Here is a 19,465-nt window from a genome sequence, read left to right on the forward strand (position 1 = left end):
AGCCACTACTATTTGCATACCGTGAACCTGGGAATAACTAAAAATGCTTTTATGGATCAAGGCTTTTCATATCGTTTCAGTGGTCTGTTGGTTCGCAGGGCTGTTCTACCTGCCAAGACTTTTCGTTTACCACTCCATGAGCGAGGACGCGGTCAGCCGTGAACGCTTCTGTACCATGGAGCGTAAGCTGTACCGGGGAATCATGGGCCCGGCGATGATTGCGACATTGATTTTTGGCATCTGGCTTATCGCTTTGGTGCCGGGGTACATGAGCCAGGGCTGGATGCACGCCAAGCTGACACTGGTCATTCTGCTGATCGGCTATCACCATGTGTGTGGCGCACAGGTCAAACGCTTCGCTCGTGGCGAAAATGGCCGTAGCCATGTGTTTTACCGCTGGTTCAACGAAATCCCTGTATTGATCCTGCTGGCAGTCGTCATTCTGGTGGTGGTTAAACCTTTCTAATCTCCTGACGGGACCGTCTAGTCATCCTAGGCGGTCCGCGTTGCCGTTCTCACGACAAGGAAGCGAAGCATGACCACCCCGCTGTTCAAGATTGTGTTCGAAGGGCAGTTGCGTAACGGTGTTGAGTTGCAGACTGCCAAGCTCAATCTTGCTAGCCTTTTCAAGAGTGAAGTTACCGCTGTAGACAATCTGTTCAGCGGCAAACCCGTCGCCCTCAAGCGAGGGCTGACTCAGGCCGACGCACAGGTCTACCTTAAAGCGCTTAACGATGCTGGTGTCGAAGCGCGCATCGAAAGTGACCCCGTAATAATCCTGAACATTGAAGAAGTAGAAGAAACCTCGCCGACGCTACAGTCCTCTCAGCCAGTACCGACTTCGCCATACGCACCACCTCGCGCAAGTGTCATAGATGACGAGACAAAACAATCAGAACTGAAAATCTTCAGCTTTCAGGGGCGAATTGGGCGTGTACGTTACCTGGCGTGGATATCAGTGCTGGTTGTCACAGGCTTTATTGCTGCCGGCATATGCTCAGTGATCATGAGCGCCTCTTTGGTTGGCGGCGGCTTGTTGCTGGCGATTGTTGGAGCAGCATTCTTCCTGGTTGGCCTTCAGATAGGTGCTCAACGGCTGCACGATGCAGGATGGTCGGCGTGGCTGCTGTGTTTATATCTGGTGCCCTACATAGGCTTTGTGCTGCCTCTGCTTCTGATTTTCGCCCCGGGTAACAAGGGAGCCAACCGCTATGGCCCGCCGCCGCCCCCTAATAACCGTGGCGTCATCCTGCTGGCCTGCATGTGGATTGTGTTCATTGGCGTGTCCGTGATCACCACACTGACTGGCGGGTTCCTTTCACTGAAAGAAGAGCTGTCGGACGTCACCACACAATATGAGCAGTCACTGCCTGATGACGATCAATAGCCTGTCGTCCAGGCCCTGGACTAAACTCCGCGGCCCGCACTACGTTCAACGGAGAACCGCATGACCCGTTACGCCTTGATCACCGGGGCAACCAGCGGAATTGGCCTGGCCATGGCCGAAGCCTTGGCGCGCAGAGGACGGAGCCTGTTACTCGTCGCCCGTCAGCGCGATCAGCTGGAAACGATCGCCATTGAACTGACTCAGCGTTTCGGCGTAGAGGTACTGATTCGCGCATGCGATCTGGGCGAACCCTTGCGCCTGTCAGGTTTTCTGCTGGAACTGGAAGAAGAAGGTGCGCACCAGATCGACCTGCTGGTCAATTGCGCCGGCATCGGAACATCCGGCCCGTTCCTGGCCCAGGACTGGGGATTGGAACAGGACCTGATCGACTTGAACATTCTGGCCCTCACCCGCCTTTGCCACACGGTCGGTAATTTGATGGCGCTGCAGGGTGGCGGACAAATTCTCAACGTTGCATCTGTGGCTGCGTTCAGCCCAGGCCCGTGGATGAGCGCTTATTACGCAAGCAAAGCTTATGTGCTGCATTTTTCGGAAGGGCTGCGTGAGGAGGTCAAGAAAAACGGGATCAAAGTATCGGTCCTGTGCCCGGGCCCTACGCGAACCAGTTTTTTCCGTACTGCCCAATTGCAAGTGGGTAAAAGCGGCAACCAGAAAATGATGAGCCCCGAAGAAGTGGCGCTGTACACCGTTCGCGCGTTGGCAAAGAACCGCGCAGTGATCATTCCTGGCTGGCGTAACCGATTGATCACATTCAGCCCCAGGCTGGTCTCACGCTGGGTAAGCCGTAACATTGCCGGGCTTATCAACAAGTCCGTGTGCTCGCGCTGACCGACAAACACTGGGCGCGGGCCGATCCCGTCAGTACACTCGGTGCGGTCCATTCATCTGCACGTTCCATCCACCACAAGGAGCAAATGGCTGTGGATACTTTGTTCACCAAGATCATCAACCGCGAAATACCGGCGAAGATCATCTACGAAGACGATCAAGTGCTGGCCTTTCACGACATTGCCCCCCAGGCACCGGTCCACTTTCTGGTTATCCCGAAAAAACCGATCCGCACGCTTAATGACCTGACCGAAGAAGACAAAGGCCTGGCCGGTCATATTCTGTTCACCGCGCAACGTCTGGCGAAAGAGCTGGGCTGTGAGGATGGATTTCGCGTGGTCATGAACTGCAATGAGCTGGGCGGACAGACCGTCTATCACATTCATATGCACGTTCTGGGTCAGCGTCAGATGAACTGGCCGCCGGGTTAATCCCGATATTCAAAGACTTGCAGTAAGGCTGGAGCCCGCCAGGGCTCTAGCCAGCTGATCCAGCTCAAGCCTCATCTGGCGGATTGGGGTAGACTGGCCCCAGGTTTTTCCGGAGGTGCCCATGGCTACCGAACGTCACTACTCCCCTATCGACCGTATCCTTTTGCAGGCCGACGCTGCGATGCGCACGCTGTTGCCGTCCAAGGGATACTCCTCTCGTCCCTCGCCCGCCCTCGTCCAGCCCGAAGTTGCGATGAGTGACGTTGATACTCGGCACGTTGCAGGCCTGATGCGTATCAACCACACAGGTGAAGTGTGCGCCCAGGCGTTGTATCAAGGGCAGGCACTCACCGCCAAATTGCCCGATATACGCAAAGCGATGGAGCATGCCGCAGAAGAAGAGATTGACCATCTGGTCTGGTGTGAACAGCGCATTCACCAGTTGGGCAGCCATACCAGCGTACTCAATCCACTATTTTACGGCTTGTCCTTCGGCATCGGCGCCGCAGCAGGGTTGATCAGCGACAAGGTCAGCCTGGGTTTCGTCGCAGCGACCGAAGATCAGGTCTGCAAACACTTGAATGAGCACCTTGAGCAACTTCCCGCCGAAGACGAAAAGTCCCGTGCGATTCTTGAGCAGATGCGTGCCGACGAAGAACACCACGCACAAAGCGCGCTGGATGCAGGCGGCTTCCGCTTCCCGGCGCCGGTCAAGTTTGGCATGAGCGTGCTGGCCAAGCTCATGACCAAAAGCACTTATCGTATTTAAACCCGATAAATCGCGAGCACAAAAAAAGGCGCCTTTAGCAGGCGCCTTTCTTTTTGCATTGAATCCTAGACGGCGACGTTAACGTTGCGGCCGTAGAAGATTTCCAGCATTTCGTGCTTGACCTTGGCGGTCACCTGATCGCGTTGCACCGGGGACAGATTGCTGGTCGCGTCGCCGAACAGGTAGTTATCCAGTTCGAAGTTCTTGAGCAGCATCTTGGTGTGGAACAGGTTCTCCTGATACACGTTCACGTCTGTCATCTGGTAACTGTTGCGCGTGTCTTCAGAGAGGTAGTTCTGAATCGAGTTGATCTCATGGTCGATGAAGTGCTTCTTGCCTTCAACGTCACGGGTGAAGCCGCGCACACGATAGTCGACCGTCACGATGTCTGATTCGAACTTGTGAATCAGGTAGTTCAGCGCTTTAAGCGGTGAAATCACCCCACAGGTTGACACGTCGATGTCCACACGGAAGGTCGCGATACCGTCAACCGGGTGAATTTCCGGATAGGTATGGACGGTGATGTGGCTCTTGTCGAGGTGCGCCAGAATGGTTTCCGGCAGCGGGCCCGGCGACTCTTCGATCTGGCTTTCGGTAGGCGTCACCGGCTGCTCGGAAATCAGAATAGTCACGCTGGCGCCTTGAGGATCGTAATCCTGGCGGGCGATGTTGAGGATGTTGGCGCCAATGATATCGACGACATCGGTCAGAATCCGCGTCAGGCGTTCGGCGTCGTACACACTGTTGATGTACTCGACGTAAGCCTGCTGGTCCTGCGGGGTTTCCGCATAGCAGATGTCATAGATGTTGAAGCTCAAGGTCTTTGTCAGGTTATTGAACCCGTGGAGCTTGAGTTTGCTTTTCACCGTTAAAAACTCTCTATATATGTGCGGCCCAAGCCACGTGATCAAGCATGCCCGTCAGTTGAGCGAAGCTCAGCTGCGTAGGACGGTTAACACCTCTTCGCGGTGGCGATTTTGGTTGTCTGGTCGGGAGCGGCCGCAAACAACCTGCGCATCCTGCTCCCTGAAAAAGGGGCGCATTATGCAGACGTCAGGAGCTGTCTGCCAGAGTGTGCGCCGCTTTTATGATAATTGGGTGTCGTTAGCCCAATTCAATGATTTCGTAGTCGTGAGTAATCTCGACCCCGGCGTTGCCGAGCATGATCGAGGCTGAGCAGTATTTCTCGGCGGACAGCTCGATGGCGCGCTTGACCTGAGCTTCTTTCAAGCCACGGCCCTTCACCACGAAATGCAGGTGAATTTTGGTGAATACCTTTGGATCTTCAGTGGCGCGTTCGGCTTCCAGAAAGGCCTCGCAGCTTTCTACTGGCTGGCGCGACTTCTTCAGAATGCTGACCACATCGAAGTTGCTGCAACCGCCGAGGCCGATCAGCACCATCTCCATAGGGCGCACGCCCAGATTGCGACCGCCACTCTCGGGCGGGCCGTCCATCACCACTACGTGACCACTGCCGGATTCACCGAGGAACATGGCTTCACCAGCCCATTGAATGCGTGCTTTCATCGCCAGGGGCTCCAATGCTGAAAAGGCGGCCAGCTTAGCACAGCGCTCGCCACGCTCTGAACGTACCGAGAAATTCCACTTTAAGACCAACCTGTAGGAAATTTCCGAAATGGTCTCAAATGAGATCCAAAAAGCTGGCTAAATGCAATCTGCTGCCGATAACGCTAACAATGCCTCCGGCGATGTACTTTTTCAGGACAAAAGAATGCTAGCTATTCCCCTGTCATCAAAGACCAAGCACCTGGAAAAGTTTCTGGCTCACGCCCAGCGTCGCCGCTATTCGGCCAAATCCAACATCATTTGTGCAGGGGATCGTTCCGAGTCCTTGTTCTTCATCATCAAAGGCTCGGTCACCGTGCTGATCGAAGATGATGAAGGCCGCGAGATGATCGTTGCCTACCTGAACTCCGGAGATTTCTGCGGCGAGCTTGGGCTTTTCGAACCTGTCGGAAATGAAAAAGAGCGCAGCGCCTGGGTGCGTGCCAAGACCGAGTGCGAAATTGCTGAAATCAGCTACAGCAAATTCCGCGAGATATCGCTGCTGGAACCGGAAATCCTGTACGCCCTTGGCGCCCAGATGGCCGAACGTCTGCGCAACACCACGCGCAAGGTTGGCGACCTGGCCTTTCTCGATGTCACTGGCCGTGTCGCCGGTACGCTGCTGGATTTATGCAAACAACCGGATGCAATGACTCACCCTGACGGCATGCAGATCAAGATCACGCGCCAGGAAATCGGACGTATTGTGGGATGTTCACGAGAAATGGTTGGCCGGGTGCTCAAAGCGCTGGAAGAACAGAAACTGGTCCACGTCAAAGGCAAGACGATGGTGGTGTTCGGGACGCGTTGAGAAAGCCAATCGGGGGCTATCGCTGAATCACCCATAGGCATGGATTGAAATCTTATCTCCCGTGGGAGCGAATTCATTCGCGAAAGCGGTATCTGAAGCGATAGATATGCATTGAATGGACTGGCCTCTTCGCGAATGAATTCGCTCCCACAGGTCGTGGGCTCACCTTTGCCCCGATAACAGCGAAAGTCCTTCCTGATAGGTCTGCGCCAACCTCTCCAACACACCCTCAACCGCAAACGCCTCGCGCAATGCAATATGGCTGTCGGCTCGCACGCGCTGATCAAGCTCGCAGATTTCGTTGAAGCGATTAACGGCGGCGACCATTTCATGCCGTTCGTTATCGACCAGCAATGCACCGTGGGCGAGCACGACAGGCCTCAGTCCACCTTGACTCTGGCGCCAACGCTGGGCAGTGCCGACCATCTTGCGGCCATCAAGATTGACGTTGAAGCGACCGTCACAAAACGCACCTTCCACCTCGCCCAACGAAGCAGCGCCGCCCAACTCATTCAAAACATCCAGAATCGGCTGACACAGACGGCGATAGGCGAGTTCGATACGGTCGCGATCCGGGTCACTTGCAGGCTGGGCGTAAACCAGGGCGATGTTCACCGTGGCTGACGACTGCGGAACCGGCTCACCTCCGGTTTCCCGCAACAGAATTGGCCAGCCGCTGTCAGCCAGTGTTTCGCTGGCCTCTACAAATCCGGGCAAACGGCTCATGCGGCGAGGCATCACCAGCGCTCGATCGCTCGGTCGCCAGAGCAGTAATGCAAAATCGGAATTTCCGTCACAGACTGAGGCAAGCAAGTCCTGCTCGGCTTTCAGGCCAGCTTCGACGCAGATATCAATCACCGAACCAGACATGTTGATCCTCTGTAAAACCTGTCGAAGCAAAGCCGAGGAATGATCAGTCCAGGGTAGAGCTGCGCACCGGAGGCGTACCGCGCTCAGGGAAGAACAGACGCTGCAGTTCATCACCCGGATGCTCGGCGCGCATGAACGCTTCACCCACCAGGAAGGAATACACATCGCTGATTTCCATCAACTCGACATCGGCACGGTTGAGAATGCCGCTTTCAGTGATGACCAGACGATCACGAGGAATACGCGGGAGTAAATCCAGCGTGGTTTCCAGGCTCACTTCGAATGTATGCAGGTTACGGTTGTTAACGCCGACCAGTGGCGTATCGAGGGTTTTCAATGCGCGCTCCAGCTCGTCACCGTCGTGCACTTCAACCAGCACGTCCAGCCCGACGCTTTTCGCGACCGATGCCAGCTCAGCCATTTTCACGTCATCCAGCGCAGAGACGATCAGCAGCACACAATCAGCGCCAAGGGCGCGGGCTTCAATGATCTGATAGGGATCAATCATGAAGTCCTTGCGGATCACCGGCAGCTTGCACGCAGCACGCGCCTGCTGCAGATAAGCATCAGCACCCTGGAAGTAATCGACATCGGTCAGCACCGAGAGGCAGGTCGCCCCGCCCTTCTCATAGCTTCGGGCGATGTCGGCAGGTACGAAGTTCTCGCGAATCACGCCCTTGCTCGGCGATGCCTTTTTAATTTCGGCAATGACCGCCGGCTGCTTGCGCTTGGCTTGCTCGATCAACGCGTTGGCAAAGCCGCGAACCGGGTCAGCCGCTGCAGCCAGCTTCTCGACTTCGGCCAGGCTGACGGAAGCACTGCGAGCTGCAACCTCCTCGGCCTTACGGGCAAGAATCTTTTCCAGAACTGTTGGCACGCTCATTCTTCATTCTCCTGCTTGAATACCGCGGTAAAGGCACCCAATTCTTCAAGCTTCTCCCGGGCCAGGCCGGTATGAAGCGCATCGTGAGCCAACTCGACACCTTCTTTGAGCGTGTAGGCATGATCAGCAGCATAAAGCGCTGCGCCCGCATTCAGCACGATCATTTCAGCCGCTTTCTGGCCATGTTCCGTTTTGCGCCGACCCAACGCATCGCGGATCAGGACCAGCGAAGCTTCAGGGCCATCAACGCTCAGGCCAAACAGGCTCTGGCTTTTCATGCCCAGATCTTCAGGCTGCACCCAATATTCGGTGACTTCGCCGTTTTTTAGTTCAGCCACGAACGTCGGTGCCGCCAGACTGAACTCATCCAGGCCATCCTGCGAATGCACCACCAGTACATGCTTGCTGCCCAGACGAAGCAGAACTTCGGCCAGCGGGCGGCACAAGGCCTGACTGAATACGCCTACTACCTGATGGCGGACACCGGCCGGATTCGTAAGCGGGCCGAGCATATTGAACAGGGTACGCAAGCCGAGATCGCGACGCGGGCCTGCGGCATGTTTCATTGCGCCATGATGAGCCTGGGCGAACATGAAACCGATGCCCACGCTGTCAATGCAGCGCGCCACTTGTACCGGCGTGAGGTTGAGGTATACGCCAGCCGCTTCCAGCAAATCAGCGCTGCCGCTCTTGCCCGAGACTGCGCGGTTGCCGTGCTTGGCGACGGTACAACCGGCTGCGGCAACCACGAAAGAAGACGCCGTCGAAACGTTGAAAATGTTAGCGCCATCACCGCCGGTGCCCACTACGTCTACAACGCCATCGAGGGTTTTCAGCTCAACCTTGTCGGCCAGCTCGCGCATGACCGAAACCGCACCGACAATCTCATCGATGCTTTCGCTCTTCATGCGCATGCCCATCATGAAAGCGCCAATCTGCGCTTCCGTGCACTGCCCGGTCATGATGGCGCGCATGACGTCGCTCATCTCGGCGGTGCTCAGATCCAGATTATCGACAACACGCCCCAGAGCGGTCTTGATGTCCATTGGCTTAGTCATAACGAATCCTTAACCCTGACGGGTGCCGCCGGTTTGCTTGAGGAAGTTGGCGAACAGCTCGTGGCCCTGCTCGGTCAGAATTGATTCAGGGTGAAACTGGATACCCTCGACGTTCAGTGTCTTGTGGCGCAGGCCCATGATTTCGTCTCTCGAACCATCTTCCAACGCAGTCCAGGCTGTCACTTCGAGGCAATCAGGCAGGGTGTCGAGTTTGACAACCAGCGAGTGATAGCGGGTAACGGTCAGAGGGTGATTCAACCCTTCGAACACGCCGTGATCCTCATGAACCACCGGGCTGGTCTTGCCGTGCATCACCTGACGGGCGCGCACAACATCGCCGCCGAACGCCTGACCAATTGACTGATGACCAAGGCATACACCCAGAATCGGCAGTTTGCCGGCGAAGTGTTTGATCACCTGCAGCGAGACACCCGCTTCATTCGGCGTACAAGGGCCGGGCGATACCACAATGCGCTCAGGGTTGAGGGCTTCGATCTCGGCAACGGTCAATTCGTCGTTGCGGATCACCTTGACGTCGGCACCCAGCTCACCGAAGTACTGCACGACGTTGTAGGTAAAGGAATCATAGTTATCGATCATCAGCAGCATTTGGCTTAAACCCATTGAATTACTGACTATTTTTTCAACCTTCAAAATCGCTGCCGATTGAGTGCCCGCTAGTGTAACGACCGGGGGTTGACCCGGAAAAGCGGCAGGGCGGAGTTTTAAAGGCGTATCAGGAGGTCCGGACAGGCCGGAAGAGAATAAGTCAGGCGCGCCAACGCCAGCGGGCGTGAGCCTTGATAACGCGCATCAAGAGTTTGCTGACGATCAACACAGGGGAGGTCTCATTTTTACGTTCCGGCACATTAGCGTACCGAGGGATGGCGCGCAATATCACATAACCTTGGCAAGATGATCAAAATCTACTTTTGGAGTCACTAACCAATCAAATCTGTAAAGCAGCGAATACACATCAACCATAACGCCAACCGCTGGGCGGTTAATGACTATTTAGCCGGTCGTGCAGGGTTCAGATAGCTACTTTTCCTTAAGCATTAAAAAAACAAAAAAGGAACCTGATCATGCTCAGACCCCGACGGTTTGCGGCGCTTGTCGCTTGCTTGCTGGTTTCAGCCTGCCCTGACAGCTGGGCAGCCTCTTCGCCTTATTCAACCATGGTGGTATTCGGTGACAGCTTGGCCGATGCCGGGCAGTTTCCCGATGCGGATGGCCCAATGGGATCGACGCTACGTTTCACCAACCGTACCGGGCCAACTTATCAGGACGGCAGCGGCGAGATTTTCGGACTGAACTCATCGACCTTGCTGGGTCTGAAACTCAATGTTGCTCAGGCCGACCTCGCGGCCTCCACGTCGCCAGTGAACGCCGCCTCAGGTTTGGCAGACGGCAACAACTGGGCGGTAGGAGGAGATCGTACCGATCAGATTTATGATGCAATCACCTCGCAGTCCAACGTTATCAACCCCGATAACGGAGCAGTTTTACGCAGCCGACCGGGTTACCTGATCGCTAACAACTTTCGGGCAGATCCTGACGCCCTGTACTACTTGACCGGGGGCGGCAATGACTTCCTGCAGGGCCGAGTGCTGAGTCTGTCGCAGTCCCGGGAGGCCGCAGATCGTCTTGCCGACAGTGCCCAGGTCCTGCAGCAAGCGGGGGCTCGATACATCATGGTCTGGCTGCTGCCAGACATCGGTCAGACGCCAGCCGTGTCCGGCACCATCCTGGCACCCGTCACTTCAATACTGAGCGGTGTATTCAACGCCCAACTGATCAGCCGCCTGGCGCAGATCGATGCGCAAATAATCCCGCTGAATATCCCACGCTTCGTTGCGGAAACGTTGAATGAGCCAGCCCGCTTTGGTCTCGCCGCAGATCAGAATCTAACAGGAACATGCTTCAACGGTAACAACTGCGATGAGAACAACACCTACGGGATAAGTAGTGCTACGCCGGACCCGAGTAAATTACTGTTCAACGATGGGGTGCATCCCACCGTCACCGGCCAGCGGCTGATCGCCGATTACGCCTACTCGTTGCTGGCAGCGCCTTGGGAAATCAGCCTGCTGCCGGAAATGGCCAACGGCACATTACGTGCGCAACAGGATGAACTGAGGAGCCAATGGCTAGCGGATTGGGGAAATTGGCAGGGCGTCGGGCAGTGGCGTGCGATTGTCGCCGCTGGTGGTCAGAAAATGGACTTTGATGCACAGGACAACTCAGCGAATGCTGACGGTCATGGCTACAACGTGACCGTTGGCGGCAGTTATCGACTCGCCGATCATTGGCGAGTCGGCATGGTGGGCGGAGCTTATCGGCAACAACTGGACGCCGGGGATCGGGATTCGGACTACAAACTCAATAGCTATCTGGCGACTGCCTTTGTCCAGTATCAGGCGAACCATTGGTGGGGTGATCTTACTGCCTCAGGTGGACATCTGGATTACGAGAATGCCGAGCGCAAATTCGCACTGGGTATCAGCCAGGGGAATGAGAAAGGCGATACGGATGGTGAAATCTGGGGAGCCAGTACAAGACTGGGATTTGATATCGCGGGCGCCAACAGCCCTTGGCATTTATCGCCCTTCATCAGCGCGGACTACGCACATGTGAACGTGAATGGCTATTCGGAAAAAGGCACTCGCTCAACGGCCCTGACCTTTGATGACCAGACTCGCAAGTCACGACGCCTGGGTGCTGGGTTGCAGGGCAAGTTTCAGGTCACCCCCACGACGCAGCTGTTCGCCGAAGTAGCGCATGAGCGGGAGTTTGAAACTGATCAACAGGAGGTGACCATCGCCTTGAACAGCCTGCCGCTCAATGATTTCACCCTTGAAGGCTACACGCCGCAACGAGATCTGAACCGCGCCACACTTGGCGTCAGCCAGAAACTGACCCGAGACCTGACGCTACGCGGCGGGTACAACTGGCGCAAGAATGATGATGTCACCCAGCAAGGGATGAATCTGGCAGTGAGTCTGGACTTCTAAACAGCCCCCCTGTGGGAGCGGTGCTTGCCCGCGATAAGAGTGACGCGATCTAAAGTGGACCGCGTCCAGCCTTATCGCGGGCAAGCACCGCTCCCACAGGGTTAAGCCTCACTGCTCCTGCTCAGCCAGCGCCACGGCGCGGAACATCGCCCGGCGTTTGTTCAGGGTTTCTTCCCATTCCAGCGCAGGCACCGAGTCAGCGACGATGCCGCCACCGGCCTGTACATGCAGTTCGCCGTTCTTGATGACCGCGGTCCGGATCGCAATCGCGGTGTCCATGTTGCCGTTCCAGGCCAGATAACCCACAGCGCCGCCGTAGACGCCACGTTTCACGGGCTCCAGTTCGTCGATGATTTCCATGGCGCGGATTTTCGGTGCGCCAGACAAGGTGCCTGCTGGAAGGATCGCCCGCAGTGCATCCATCGCCGTCAGGCCGCTTTTCAACTGACCGGTGACGTTGGACACGATGTGCATCACGTTGGAGTAACGCTCAATGACCATTTTCTCGGTGAGCCGGACCGAACCGATTTCCGAAACACGACCGGTGTCGTTGCGCCCCAGATCGATCAGCATCAAGTGCTCGGCGATCTCCTTGTCATCGGACAGCAGGTCTTCTTCCAGCGCCAGATCGGCTTCTTCGTTCGCACCGCGTGGACGGGTGCCGGCAATCGGGCGAACGGTGATCAGGTTGTCTTCAACACGCACCAGCACTTCCGGAGAACTGCCAACCACGTGGAAATCGCCAAAGTTGAAGAAGTACATGTAAGGCGTCGGGTTGAAGCAGCGCAGTGCCCGATACAGATCAATCGGTGCAGCCTTGAAGTCGATGGACATACGCTGCGACGGAACCACCTGCATGACGTCGCCCGCCAGGATGTATTCCTTGATGGTATCGACTGCCCGCTCGTAGTCATCCTGCGTGAAACTTGAGCGGAATACCGGATCAGCCGCTTGCGGCCGGGTCAGGTCCAGGCCACGACGCGGGGTGATGGGCTGGCGCAGTTGTTCCATCAGTTCGTCGAGACGGGCCAGGCCGTTTTCGTATGCGTCCTGCTGGGCCGGGTCGACCAACACGATAGCGTGCATCTTGCCCGCCAGGTTATCGAACACGACGACGGCATCAGACACCATCAGCAGGATATCTGGCACGCCCAACGGATCAGGATTCGGGCATTTGCCGAGACGCTTCTCGACATAGCGAACACAGTCATAACCGAAGTAACCCACCAGCCCGCCGTTGAAACGTGGCAGGCCAGGAATGGTCGGCACGTTGTAACGCGCCTTGAAGGTTTCAACGAACGCCAGCGGGTCTTCGGTCTCAAGATGCTCGATCTCGACGCCGTCGTGAGTGACACGAACATCGTGATCGTGAACGCGCAAGACCGTGCGGCATGGCAAACCGATGATCGAGTAACGGCCCCATTTCTCGCCGCCCTGCACCGACTCCAGCAGATAGGAGTTCGGTTGGTCGGCAAGCTTGAGGTAGATCGACAGCGGCGTGTCGAAGTCGGCCAGGGTTTCGTAGGCAAGCGGGATGCGATTATAGCCAGCAGCAGCCAAACGCAGGAATTCTTCGCGATTCATCATCAGCCTCATTGGTGAGGGTTAGCAGTCAGGTAAGCAAACAGTGCCGGTAAACGTATCCGGCCGGATTCAAGTCAGGCGCGCCAACGCCAGCGGGCCAAGGCCTTGATGACTTTCATCCAGAGTTTGCGAGTGACCACCACGATGGAATCTCTAAAGGAGGGATCTTTGATTTCCGGCAACAGTATCCCAGCGTCCAGATCCAGGCAACCGGGAATCAGACGTCGCAGGTCATCAATGACCAGCGCCGGGGACTCTTCTTCAATCGGTCGACCATGGTTGTAGCCGTAGCTCATGGCAACACAGGGCACACCAGCGGCTTTGGCTGCCTGCACGTCGCTGCGTGAATCCCCGACGAACAGCGACTGCGAGGCTGGAATATTGGTCATCTTCATGACAAAGAACAGCGCCGCCGGATCAGGCTTTTTCGTCGGCATGGTGTCGCCACCGATGATCAGGCGGAAAAAGCGGCCCAGTTTCATCTCATCCAGCAGCGGCGCGACGAACCGTTCCGGCTTGTTGGTGATCAGCGCCATCTCCACGCCCATCTTCTGCAACCACTTCAGGGTTTCACGAACGCCAGGATAGACGACCGTGAACTCATGCTTTTCGGCATAGAACTTCATGAAGATTTCCAGCGCCTGATCGGCCTGGGCATCATCGACGCCACTGTGGTCCAGATCATTGGCCAGAGCGCGGCGTACCAGAACAGGCGCACCGTTACCGATCCAGTTTCTGACCTGCGCCAGACCGGCCGCAGGACGACCCAGTTCAAGCAGCATTTTGTCGACTGCTACGGCCAGATCGGGTACCGAATCCACCAGGGTACCGTCCAGATCAAACATGATCAGCTTTGGCAGGCGCCCCGGAAACAGTTGCTCGAAGCCGCTCATGCGCGGGACAGCGCCAGTTCTGCGCGCATCTTGTCGATGACTTGCTTGTAGTCCGGGGTATTGAAGATGGCGGAACCGGCGACAAAAGTATCAGCACCGGCGGCGGCGATCTCACGGATGTTATTCACGTTCACGCCACCGTCGATTTCCAGACGAATGTCCAGACCCGAGGCATCAATCAAGGCGCGCGCCTCACGCAGTTTGTTCAGCGTCCCCGGGATGAATTTCTGACCGCCAAAGCCAGGGTTGACGCTCATGAGCAGGATCATGTCGACCTTGTCCATCACGTACTCCAGCAAGTTCAGCGGAGTCGCCGGGTTGAATACCAGGCCCGCCTTGCAACCGCCCTCTTTGATCAACTGCAACGAGCGATCAATGTGCTGCGTCGCCTCCGGATGGAAAGTGATGTAGCTGGCACCCGCTTCGATGAAATCGCCGATGATGCGATCCACCGGGCTGACCATCAAGTGCACATCAATGGGTGCCGTCACGCCATATTTACGCAGCGCCGAGCACACCATCGGACCGATGGTCAGGTTCGGCACATAGTGGTTGTCCATCACATCGAAGTGAACAATGTCGGCACCAGCGGCCAGCACAGAGTCAACTTCCTGACCCAGACGGGCGAAGTCGGCGGAGAGAATCGATGGAGCAATGAGGAAGGGCTGCATGACGCACCTTTTTGAACAGAATCACGGTGGCGCGCATTGTACTCCAGTGGCAGTTGCAAGCTATAAGCTATAAGCCACAAGCTAGCTACAAGCCAAAAGCCAAAAGCTGAAGGTGCCCTAGCCAAATACTGCTTTAGCTTGAAGCTTGAAGCTTCCCGCTTGCCGCTCACTCAATCTGAGTACGCAACTTCTCGCTACGCCCGCGTAACCACTCCAGCACCAGCAGCAATACCACCGAGAATCCGATCAGCAGCGTCGCAGCAGCAGCGATGGTCGGACTGAGGTTTTCCCGGATGCCGCTGAACATCTGCCTTGGCAGCGTCGCTTGCTCGGGGCCGGCGAGGAACAGCGTCACGACCACTTCATCGAAAGACGTCGCGAACGCGAACAGCGCGCCGGAGATCACACCCGGCGCAATCAGCGGCAAGGTCACCCGACGAAATGCGGTCAGTGGCGACGCCCCCAGGCTGGCAGCTGCCCTGACCAGGTTATGGTTGAAGCCCTGCAAAGTCGCCGACACGGTAATGATCACAAACGGTACACCCAACACCGCGTGAACCAGAATCAACGACAGGAAGCTGTTGCCCAGCCCCAGCGGCGCGAAGAACAGATAGCTCGCCACACCAATAATCACCACCGGCACCACCATCGGCGAAATCACCAAGGCCATGACCAGCGCCTTGCCGGGGAAGTTGCCGCGGGTCAGGCCAATCGCCGCCAGCGTGCCGAAAACCATGGCCAGCACAGTCGCAGCGGGAGCGATGAGCAGGCTGTTCTTCAGCGCGCGCATCCACTCGTTGGAATTGAAAAAGTCCTGATACCAATGCAGTGAGAAGCCTTGCAACGGGTAAACCAGAAAGCTGCCGGAGTTGAACGACAGTGGAATGATCACCAGCACTGGCAACACCAGGAACAACAGGATCAGGCCACACAGGATGCGCAAGGCGTAGTACCAGACACGTTCCAGCGGCGAGGAATAAGAACTCAACATGGCAATGCTCCTCAGCTCAAACGCAGGCGGCTGGCGCCGACCAGCCAGCTATAGATCAGATAAAGCACAATGGTCGCTAACAGCAGCAGACCGCCCAGTGCCGTGGCCATACCCCAGTTGATGCTGGTGTTGGTATAAAAGGCGACAAAGTAGCTGACCATCTGGTCGTTCGGGCTGCCCAGCAATGCCGGAGTGATGTAGTAACCAATCGCCAGAATGAACACCAACAGGCAACCCGCGCCGATACCGGCATAGGTCTGCGGGAAATACACCCGCCAGAAGCTGGCAAACGGGTTGCAGCCCAGAGAGATAGCGGCACGCATATAAGTTGGCGAGATGCCTTTCATCACGCTGTAGATCGGCAGAATCATGAACGGCAACATGATGTGCACCATCGAGATGTAAACGCCGACCCGGTTGAACACCAGTTCCAGCGGTTTATCGATGATGCCCATGGCCATTAATGCACCGTTGATCAGACCACTGGATTGCAGCAACACGATCCATGCCGCCACCCGAACCAGAATCGACGTCCAGAACGGCAGCAACACTAGAATCATCAGCAAGTTGCTCTGCCGCGCAGGCAGGTTGGCCAGCAAATACGCCAGCGGGTAAGCCAGCACCAGGCAGATCAGGGTAATGACAAACCCCATCCAGAACGTGCGGGCGAAGATGTCCAGATAGATCGCTTGATCAGGCGTCGCAGGTGCCACTTCACCAAGGTCATCAATGCGATGGTCCACTGCGGCCAGCAAATAATAGGGGGTGACACTACTGGTATTGCGTCGGATCACCTGCCAATAGGCCGGATCTCCCCAACGCTCATCCAGTGCTTCGAGTGCATCTTTATAAGAAGCAGGCTCTTCCTTGAACGGCAGCGCACGCGCGGTGCTCGTCAACAGGCTGCGATAGCCAGCCAGTTCCATGTTCAGGCGCTTGGACAGATCGCCAAGGGTCGAATTCTTGCGGGTCTGGGCCAGATCCATGCTCAGTGCCTTGTAGACCGGCTCCGAGGGCAAGCCCTTGCCGTCCCATTTAGCGACTTCGATCACGGTAGTCGGCAAAGCATTGACCACTTCCGGGTTGCCGACGCTCTTGTAGAGCAGCGCCACAATCGGTACCAGAAATACCAGCAGCAAGAAGATCACTAACGGCGCGATCAAGGCCTGAGCCTTCCAGCGGTTGACCCGCTCGGCACGAGCCAGACGTTGCTTCAAGGTAGGGCTGGCGCCTTCAGTCAGGGGCACGGCGATGGCCATAGCGAACTCCGAAATCTTTGAACGAAGGGCGCATTCCCTACTGTAGGGAACACGCCCGGATCTAACTCAACCTGATGCGCTTACTTGGCAGCCCAAGAGTTGAAGCGCTGCTCCAGAGACTCACCGTTGTCATTCCAGAACGCCACGTCGATCTGCACCTGATCCTTGATGTTCTCAGGGGTAGTCGGCATGTTCTGCAGGGTTTCAGCGCTCAACAGTTTGACGGCGTCGGTATTGGCCGGACCGTAAGCGATGTTTTCCGAGAAAGTCTTCTGCTGCTCAGGCTGCAGGCTGTAAGCGATGAACTTCTTCGCCGCTTCGGCATTTTTCGAACCCTTTGGGATGGCCCATGCGTCGAAGTCGTATACGCCACCGGTCCATACCACTTTGAGTTTGCTTTCTTTGGCGACCGCAGCGATGCGACCGTTGTAGGCAGAGCTCATGACCACGTCACCCGATTGCAGGAACTGCGGCGGCTGTGCGCCCGCTTCCCACCACTGAATGCTTGGCTTGAGTTTGTCGAGCATCTTGAAAGCGCGGTCCTGACCGTCTTTGCTGGCCAGCACTTTGTAGACGTCTTTTGGAGCAACGCCGTCGGCCATCAGCGCGAACTCCAGGGTGTACTTGGCGCCTTTACGCAGGCCACGCTTGCCCGGGAATTTTTCGGTGTTCCAGAAATCTGCCCAACCGGTTGGCGCCGAAGCCAGTTTGTCGGCGTTGTAAGCCAGCACGGTGGACCAGACGAAGAAGCCAGCACCGCAATGAGAGATCGCGCCCGGCACGTATTTCGACTTGTCGCCGAACAGCGCAGGGTCGAGCTCTTCGAACATGTCTTCGTCGCAGCCGCGAGCCAGTTCTGGTGATTCAACTTCTACCAGATCCCAGGACACGCTCTTGGTGTCGACCATGGCTTTGACCTTGGCCATCTCGCCGTTGTATTCGCCAGCGATGATCTTGCCGTTACCGGCTTTATCCCAAGGTGCGTAGAAAGCTTTTTCCTGGGCTGCCTTGTTGGCACCGCCAAACGAAACGACGGTCAGGTCAGCGGCCATGGCTTGCGCGGCGCACATCATGCCCAGCGTGATTGCGGTGAACTTCAAAGATTTGAGCATTTGGTTGTTTTCTCCACGAGCAGTGTTGGTTTATGCGTTGTGGGCGATGAGTTCGCCTCTGGCTGATGCCTTTTTATTGATAGATCAATGCACGTGCTGCAAGGGATCGAGTGCGCGAACGTGCTCGATTTGCCATCCAATTGGCACGACATCGCCAACGCTCAGGGCCGGGTCCAGCTCGGCAATGGGCTGCTTGACGAAGAAGTCGGTTTTGCCTGCCACTTCCAGGCGCACACGAACGTGGTCGCCCAAATACACAAACTCTGCAACGCGACCGGAGAAACGGTTCGCGCAGCTCTCGCTGTTGCCATTCAAACTGATGCGCTCCGGGCGGATCGACAGGGTGACGTCATCGCCCACCTGGCCAACATTCACAGCCAGCGCCTCGACTTTCTCGCCCTTCTCCAGTTGCACAACGCAACGCTCGCCGGTATGGCTGAGCAGCTTGCCGCTAAGGCGATTGTTTTCGCCGATGAAGTTGGCTACGAAGGTGTTCTTCGGCTCTTCATAGAGATTGCGCGGGGGCGCGATCTGCTGGATTTCGCCCTGATGAAAAACGGCAACACGGTCGGACATGGTCAGCGCTTCACCCTGGTCGTGAGTCACGTAGACCACGGTCACGCCCAGACGCTGGTGCAGGTGTTTGATTTCCATCTGCATGTGTTCACGCAGTTGCTTGTCCAGTGCGCCAAGCGGTTCGTCCATCAGAACCAGTTGCGGCTCGAAGACCAGAGCACGGGCCAGGGCCACACGCTGTTGCTGACCGCCAGACAGTTGCGCCGGGTAGCGATGAGCGAACGTGCCCAGCTGCACCATGTCCAGCGCACGTTTGACCTTCTCGCTGACGTCGGCCTTGCTCATGCCGCGTACGGTCAGCGGAAACGCCAGGTTTTCTGCGACGGTCATGTGCGGGAACAATGCATAGTTCTGGAACACCATGCCGATATCGCGTTTGTGCGGTGGCACGTTGTTGATGGCACGACCCGCGAGGAGGATTTCACCCGCCGTCGGCGTTTCAAATCCGGCCAGCATCATCAAGCTGGTGGTCTTGCCGGAGCCGGAAGGCCCGAGCAAGGTCAGGAACTCGCCTTTGCGAATGTCCAGGTTAAGGTCTTTGACGATAAGGGCTTCGCCGTCGTAGCTCTTCTGCACACCACGGAAGCTGACCAGAACATCATTAGCCCCAGCGCTTGAATCGACGTTGCTCATTACCCACACCTTTGTTTTGTCTGCGTGCGGTCAGCCTAGTTTAGGCTGCGAACCGCGCAAATCGGGGGGTAGGAGAGATTGGGGTAGGGATTGCCCTACAGGGATGGC

20 protein-coding genes are annotated in these 19,465 nt (G+C 56.6%); 7 read left to right on the top strand and 13 right to left on the bottom strand.

Features of this window, described 5'->3' with window-relative positions; genetic code table 11:
• Positions 1-43 precede the first annotated feature (43 nt).
• The 5 genes from hemJ to coq7 all read left to right on the top strand — a co-directional run bounded on the left by hemJ (position 44) and on the right by coq7 (position 3,436).
• Complete coding sequence (gene hemJ, locus K3169_RS27540; protein ID WP_099268451.1) at positions 44-466, top strand: protoporphyrinogen oxidase HemJ; 423 nt, start codon at positions 44-46, stop codon at positions 464-466.
• A 69-nt stretch (positions 467-535) separates the two neighbouring features.
• Positions 536-1,387, top strand: coding sequence for a DUF805 domain-containing protein (locus tag K3169_RS27545; protein WP_263269086.1), 852 nt, complete (start codon positions 536-538; stop codon positions 1,385-1,387).
• A 60-nt stretch (positions 1,388-1,447) separates the two neighbouring features.
• On the top strand, positions 1,448-2,236 hold the full coding sequence (locus K3169_RS27550) for an SDR family NAD(P)-dependent oxidoreductase (protein ID WP_263269088.1): 789 nt from the start codon (positions 1,448-1,450) through the stop codon (positions 2,234-2,236).
• A gap of 92 nt (positions 2,237-2,328) precedes the next feature.
• Complete coding sequence (locus tag K3169_RS27555) at positions 2,329-2,667, top strand: histidine triad nucleotide-binding protein (protein ID WP_027900662.1); 339 nt, start codon at positions 2,329-2,331, stop codon at positions 2,665-2,667.
• 121 nt (positions 2,668-2,788) lie between these two features.
• The gene (coq7, locus tag K3169_RS27560) at positions 2,789-3,436 is read left to right on the top strand and encodes a 2-polyprenyl-3-methyl-6-methoxy-1,4-benzoquinone monooxygenase (RefSeq protein ID WP_231676426.1); all 648 of its coding nucleotides are present in this window, start codon (positions 2,789-2,791) and stop codon (positions 3,434-3,436) included.
• 65 nt (positions 3,437-3,501) lie between these two features.
• Here the strand turns inward: coq7 and speD are convergent, their stop codons facing one another.
• Positions 3,502-4,302 (bottom strand): adenosylmethionine decarboxylase, encoded by an 801-nt coding sequence (gene speD, locus K3169_RS27565; RefSeq protein ID WP_027900664.1) that lies wholly within the window; start codon positions 4,300-4,302, stop codon positions 3,502-3,504.
• Between the two features lie 238 nt (positions 4,303-4,540).
• Complete coding sequence (locus tag K3169_RS27570) at positions 4,541-4,963, bottom strand: OsmC family protein (RefSeq protein WP_027900665.1); 423 nt, start codon at positions 4,961-4,963, stop codon at positions 4,541-4,543.
• A gap of 205 nt (positions 4,964-5,168) precedes the next feature.
• Here K3169_RS27570 and crp point away from each other — a divergent pair, with 205 nt between their 5' ends.
• Positions 5,169-5,813: a cAMP-activated global transcriptional regulator CRP gene (crp, locus tag K3169_RS27575; protein ID WP_122706939.1), complete on the top strand. Its 645-nt coding sequence runs from the start codon at positions 5,169-5,171 to the stop codon at positions 5,811-5,813.
• A gap of 162 nt (positions 5,814-5,975) precedes the next feature.
• Here the strand turns inward: crp and K3169_RS27580 are convergent, their stop codons facing one another.
• The 4 genes from K3169_RS27580 to K3169_RS27595 are packed head-to-tail and all read right to left on the bottom strand — an operon-like array spanning position 5,976 to position 9,233.
• Positions 5,976-6,683: a biotin/lipoate A/B protein ligase family protein gene (locus K3169_RS27580; protein WP_099268454.1), complete on the bottom strand. Its 708-nt coding sequence runs from the start codon at positions 6,681-6,683 to the stop codon at positions 5,976-5,978.
• Between the two features lie 43 nt (positions 6,684-6,726).
• The gene (trpC, locus tag K3169_RS27585) at positions 6,727-7,566 is read right to left on the bottom strand and encodes an indole-3-glycerol phosphate synthase TrpC (RefSeq protein ID WP_099268455.1); all 840 of its coding nucleotides are present in this window, start codon (positions 7,564-7,566) and stop codon (positions 6,727-6,729) included.
• The gene (gene trpD, locus K3169_RS27590) at positions 7,563-8,612 is read right to left on the bottom strand and encodes an anthranilate phosphoribosyltransferase (protein ID WP_027900669.1); all 1,050 of its coding nucleotides are present in this window, start codon (positions 8,610-8,612) and stop codon (positions 7,563-7,565) included. The genes trpC and trpD overlap by 4 nt, the downstream gene beginning before the upstream one ends.
• A 21-nt stretch (positions 8,613-8,633) precedes the next feature.
• A complete protein-coding gene (locus tag K3169_RS27595; RefSeq protein ID WP_263272363.1) occupies positions 8,634-9,233 on the bottom strand; it encodes an aminodeoxychorismate/anthranilate synthase component II in 600 nt (199 codons plus the stop codon).
• 476 nt (positions 9,234-9,709) lie between these two features.
• Here K3169_RS27595 and estP point away from each other — a divergent pair, with 476 nt between their 5' ends.
• Entirely contained in the window at positions 9,710-11,638 is a 1,929-nt protein-coding gene (estP, locus tag K3169_RS27600) for an esterase EstP (RefSeq protein WP_317633747.1), read from the top strand.
• 108 nt (positions 11,639-11,746) lie between these two features.
• Here the strand turns inward: estP and trpE are convergent, their stop codons facing one another.
• The 7 genes from trpE to K3169_RS27635 all read right to left on the bottom strand — a co-directional run bounded on the left by trpE (position 11,747) and on the right by K3169_RS27635 (position 19,357).
• A complete protein-coding gene (gene trpE, locus K3169_RS27605) occupies positions 11,747-13,222 on the bottom strand; it encodes an anthranilate synthase component I (protein WP_099268457.1) in 1,476 nt (491 codons plus the stop codon).
• A gap of 74 nt (positions 13,223-13,296) precedes the next feature.
• Positions 13,297-14,115 carry a phosphoglycolate phosphatase gene (locus K3169_RS27610; RefSeq protein ID WP_122706817.1) on the bottom strand — a complete coding sequence of 273 codons (819 nt, stop codon included), beginning with the start codon at positions 14,113-14,115 and terminating at the stop codon, positions 13,297-13,299.
• Entirely contained in the window at positions 14,112-14,786 is a 675-nt protein-coding gene (gene rpe / locus K3169_RS27615) for a ribulose-phosphate 3-epimerase (RefSeq protein WP_027900674.1), read from the bottom strand. The genes K3169_RS27610 and rpe overlap by 4 nt, the downstream gene beginning before the upstream one ends.
• 166 nt (positions 14,787-14,952) lie before the next feature.
• The gene (locus K3169_RS27620; protein WP_099268459.1) at positions 14,953-15,777 is read right to left on the bottom strand and encodes an ABC transporter permease; all 825 of its coding nucleotides are present in this window, start codon (positions 15,775-15,777) and stop codon (positions 14,953-14,955) included.
• Between the two features lie 11 nt (positions 15,778-15,788).
• Positions 15,789-17,036, bottom strand: a complete 1,248-nt coding sequence (locus K3169_RS27625) for an ABC transporter permease (RefSeq protein WP_027900676.1) — start codon at positions 17,034-17,036, stop codon at positions 15,789-15,791.
• Between the two features lie 80 nt (positions 17,037-17,116).
• Positions 17,117-18,148 (bottom strand): polyamine ABC transporter substrate-binding protein, encoded by a 1,032-nt coding sequence (locus K3169_RS27630; protein ID WP_027900677.1) that lies wholly within the window; start codon positions 18,146-18,148, stop codon positions 17,117-17,119.
• 84 nt (positions 18,149-18,232) lie between these two features.
• Entirely contained in the window at positions 18,233-19,357 is a 1,125-nt protein-coding gene (locus tag K3169_RS27635) for an ABC transporter ATP-binding protein (protein ID WP_027900678.1), read from the bottom strand.
• Positions 19,358-19,465: the final 108 nt, after the last annotated feature.

It is taken from the genome of Pseudomonas phytophila (genome assembly GCF_025643095.1).
GTDB lineage: Bacteria > Pseudomonadota > Gammaproteobacteria > Pseudomonadales > Pseudomonadaceae > Aquipseudomonas > Aquipseudomonas quasicaspiana.

Excerpts from the sequence above, each read along its gene's own strand:
- K3169_RS27550 (WP_263269088.1), top strand. The coding sequence starts at position 1,448 with ATGACCCGTTACGCCTTGATCACCGGGGCAACCAGCGGAATTGGCCTG.
- K3169_RS27595 (WP_263272363.1), bottom strand. The coding sequence starts at position 9,233 with ATGCTGCTGATGATCGATAACTATGATTCCTTTACCTACAACGTCGTG.
- K3169_RS27570 (WP_027900665.1), bottom strand. The coding sequence starts at position 4,963 with ATGAAAGCACGCATTCAATGGGCTGGTGAAGCCATGTTCCTCGGTGAA.
- K3169_RS27625 (WP_027900676.1), bottom strand. The coding sequence starts at position 17,036 with ATGGCCATCGCCGTGCCCCTGACTGAAGGCGCCAGCCCTACCTTGAAG.
- K3169_RS27620 (WP_099268459.1), bottom strand. The coding sequence starts at position 15,777 with ATGTTGAGTTCTTATTCCTCGCCGCTGGAACGTGTCTGGTACTACGCC.
- K3169_RS27630 (WP_027900677.1), bottom strand. The coding sequence starts at position 18,148 with ATGCTCAAATCTTTGAAGTTCACCGCAATCACGCTGGGCATGATGTGC.
- K3169_RS27635 (WP_027900678.1), bottom strand. The coding sequence starts at position 19,357 with ATGAGCAACGTCGATTCAAGCGCTGGGGCTAATGATGTTCTGGTCAGC.
- K3169_RS27545 (WP_263269086.1), top strand. The coding sequence starts at position 536 with ATGACCACCCCGCTGTTCAAGATTGTGTTCGAAGGGCAGTTGCGTAAC.
- rpe (WP_027900674.1), bottom strand. The coding sequence starts at position 14,786 with ATGCAGCCCTTCCTCATTGCTCCATCGATTCTCTCCGCCGACTTCGCC.
- trpD (WP_027900669.1), bottom strand. The coding sequence starts at position 8,612 with ATGGACATCAAGACCGCTCTGGGGCGTGTTGTCGATAATCTGGATCTG.
- hemJ (WP_099268451.1), top strand. The coding sequence starts at position 44 with ATGCTTTTATGGATCAAGGCTTTTCATATCGTTTCAGTGGTCTGTTGG.
- crp (WP_122706939.1), top strand. The coding sequence starts at position 5,169 with ATGCTAGCTATTCCCCTGTCATCAAAGACCAAGCACCTGGAAAAGTTT.
- K3169_RS27580 (WP_099268454.1), bottom strand. The coding sequence starts at position 6,683 with ATGTCTGGTTCGGTGATTGATATCTGCGTCGAAGCTGGCCTGAAAGCC.
- trpC (WP_099268455.1), bottom strand. The coding sequence starts at position 7,566 with ATGAGCGTGCCAACAGTTCTGGAAAAGATTCTTGCCCGTAAGGCCGAG.
- estP (WP_317633747.1), top strand. The coding sequence starts at position 9,710 with ATGCTCAGACCCCGACGGTTTGCGGCGCTTGTCGCTTGCTTGCTGGTT.
- coq7 (WP_231676426.1), top strand. The coding sequence starts at position 2,789 with ATGGCTACCGAACGTCACTACTCCCCTATCGACCGTATCCTTTTGCAG.
- K3169_RS27610 (WP_122706817.1), bottom strand. The coding sequence starts at position 14,115 with ATGAGCGGCTTCGAGCAACTGTTTCCGGGGCGCCTGCCAAAGCTGATC.
- trpE (WP_099268457.1), bottom strand. The coding sequence starts at position 13,222 with ATGAATCGCGAAGAATTCCTGCGTTTGGCTGCTGCTGGCTATAATCGC.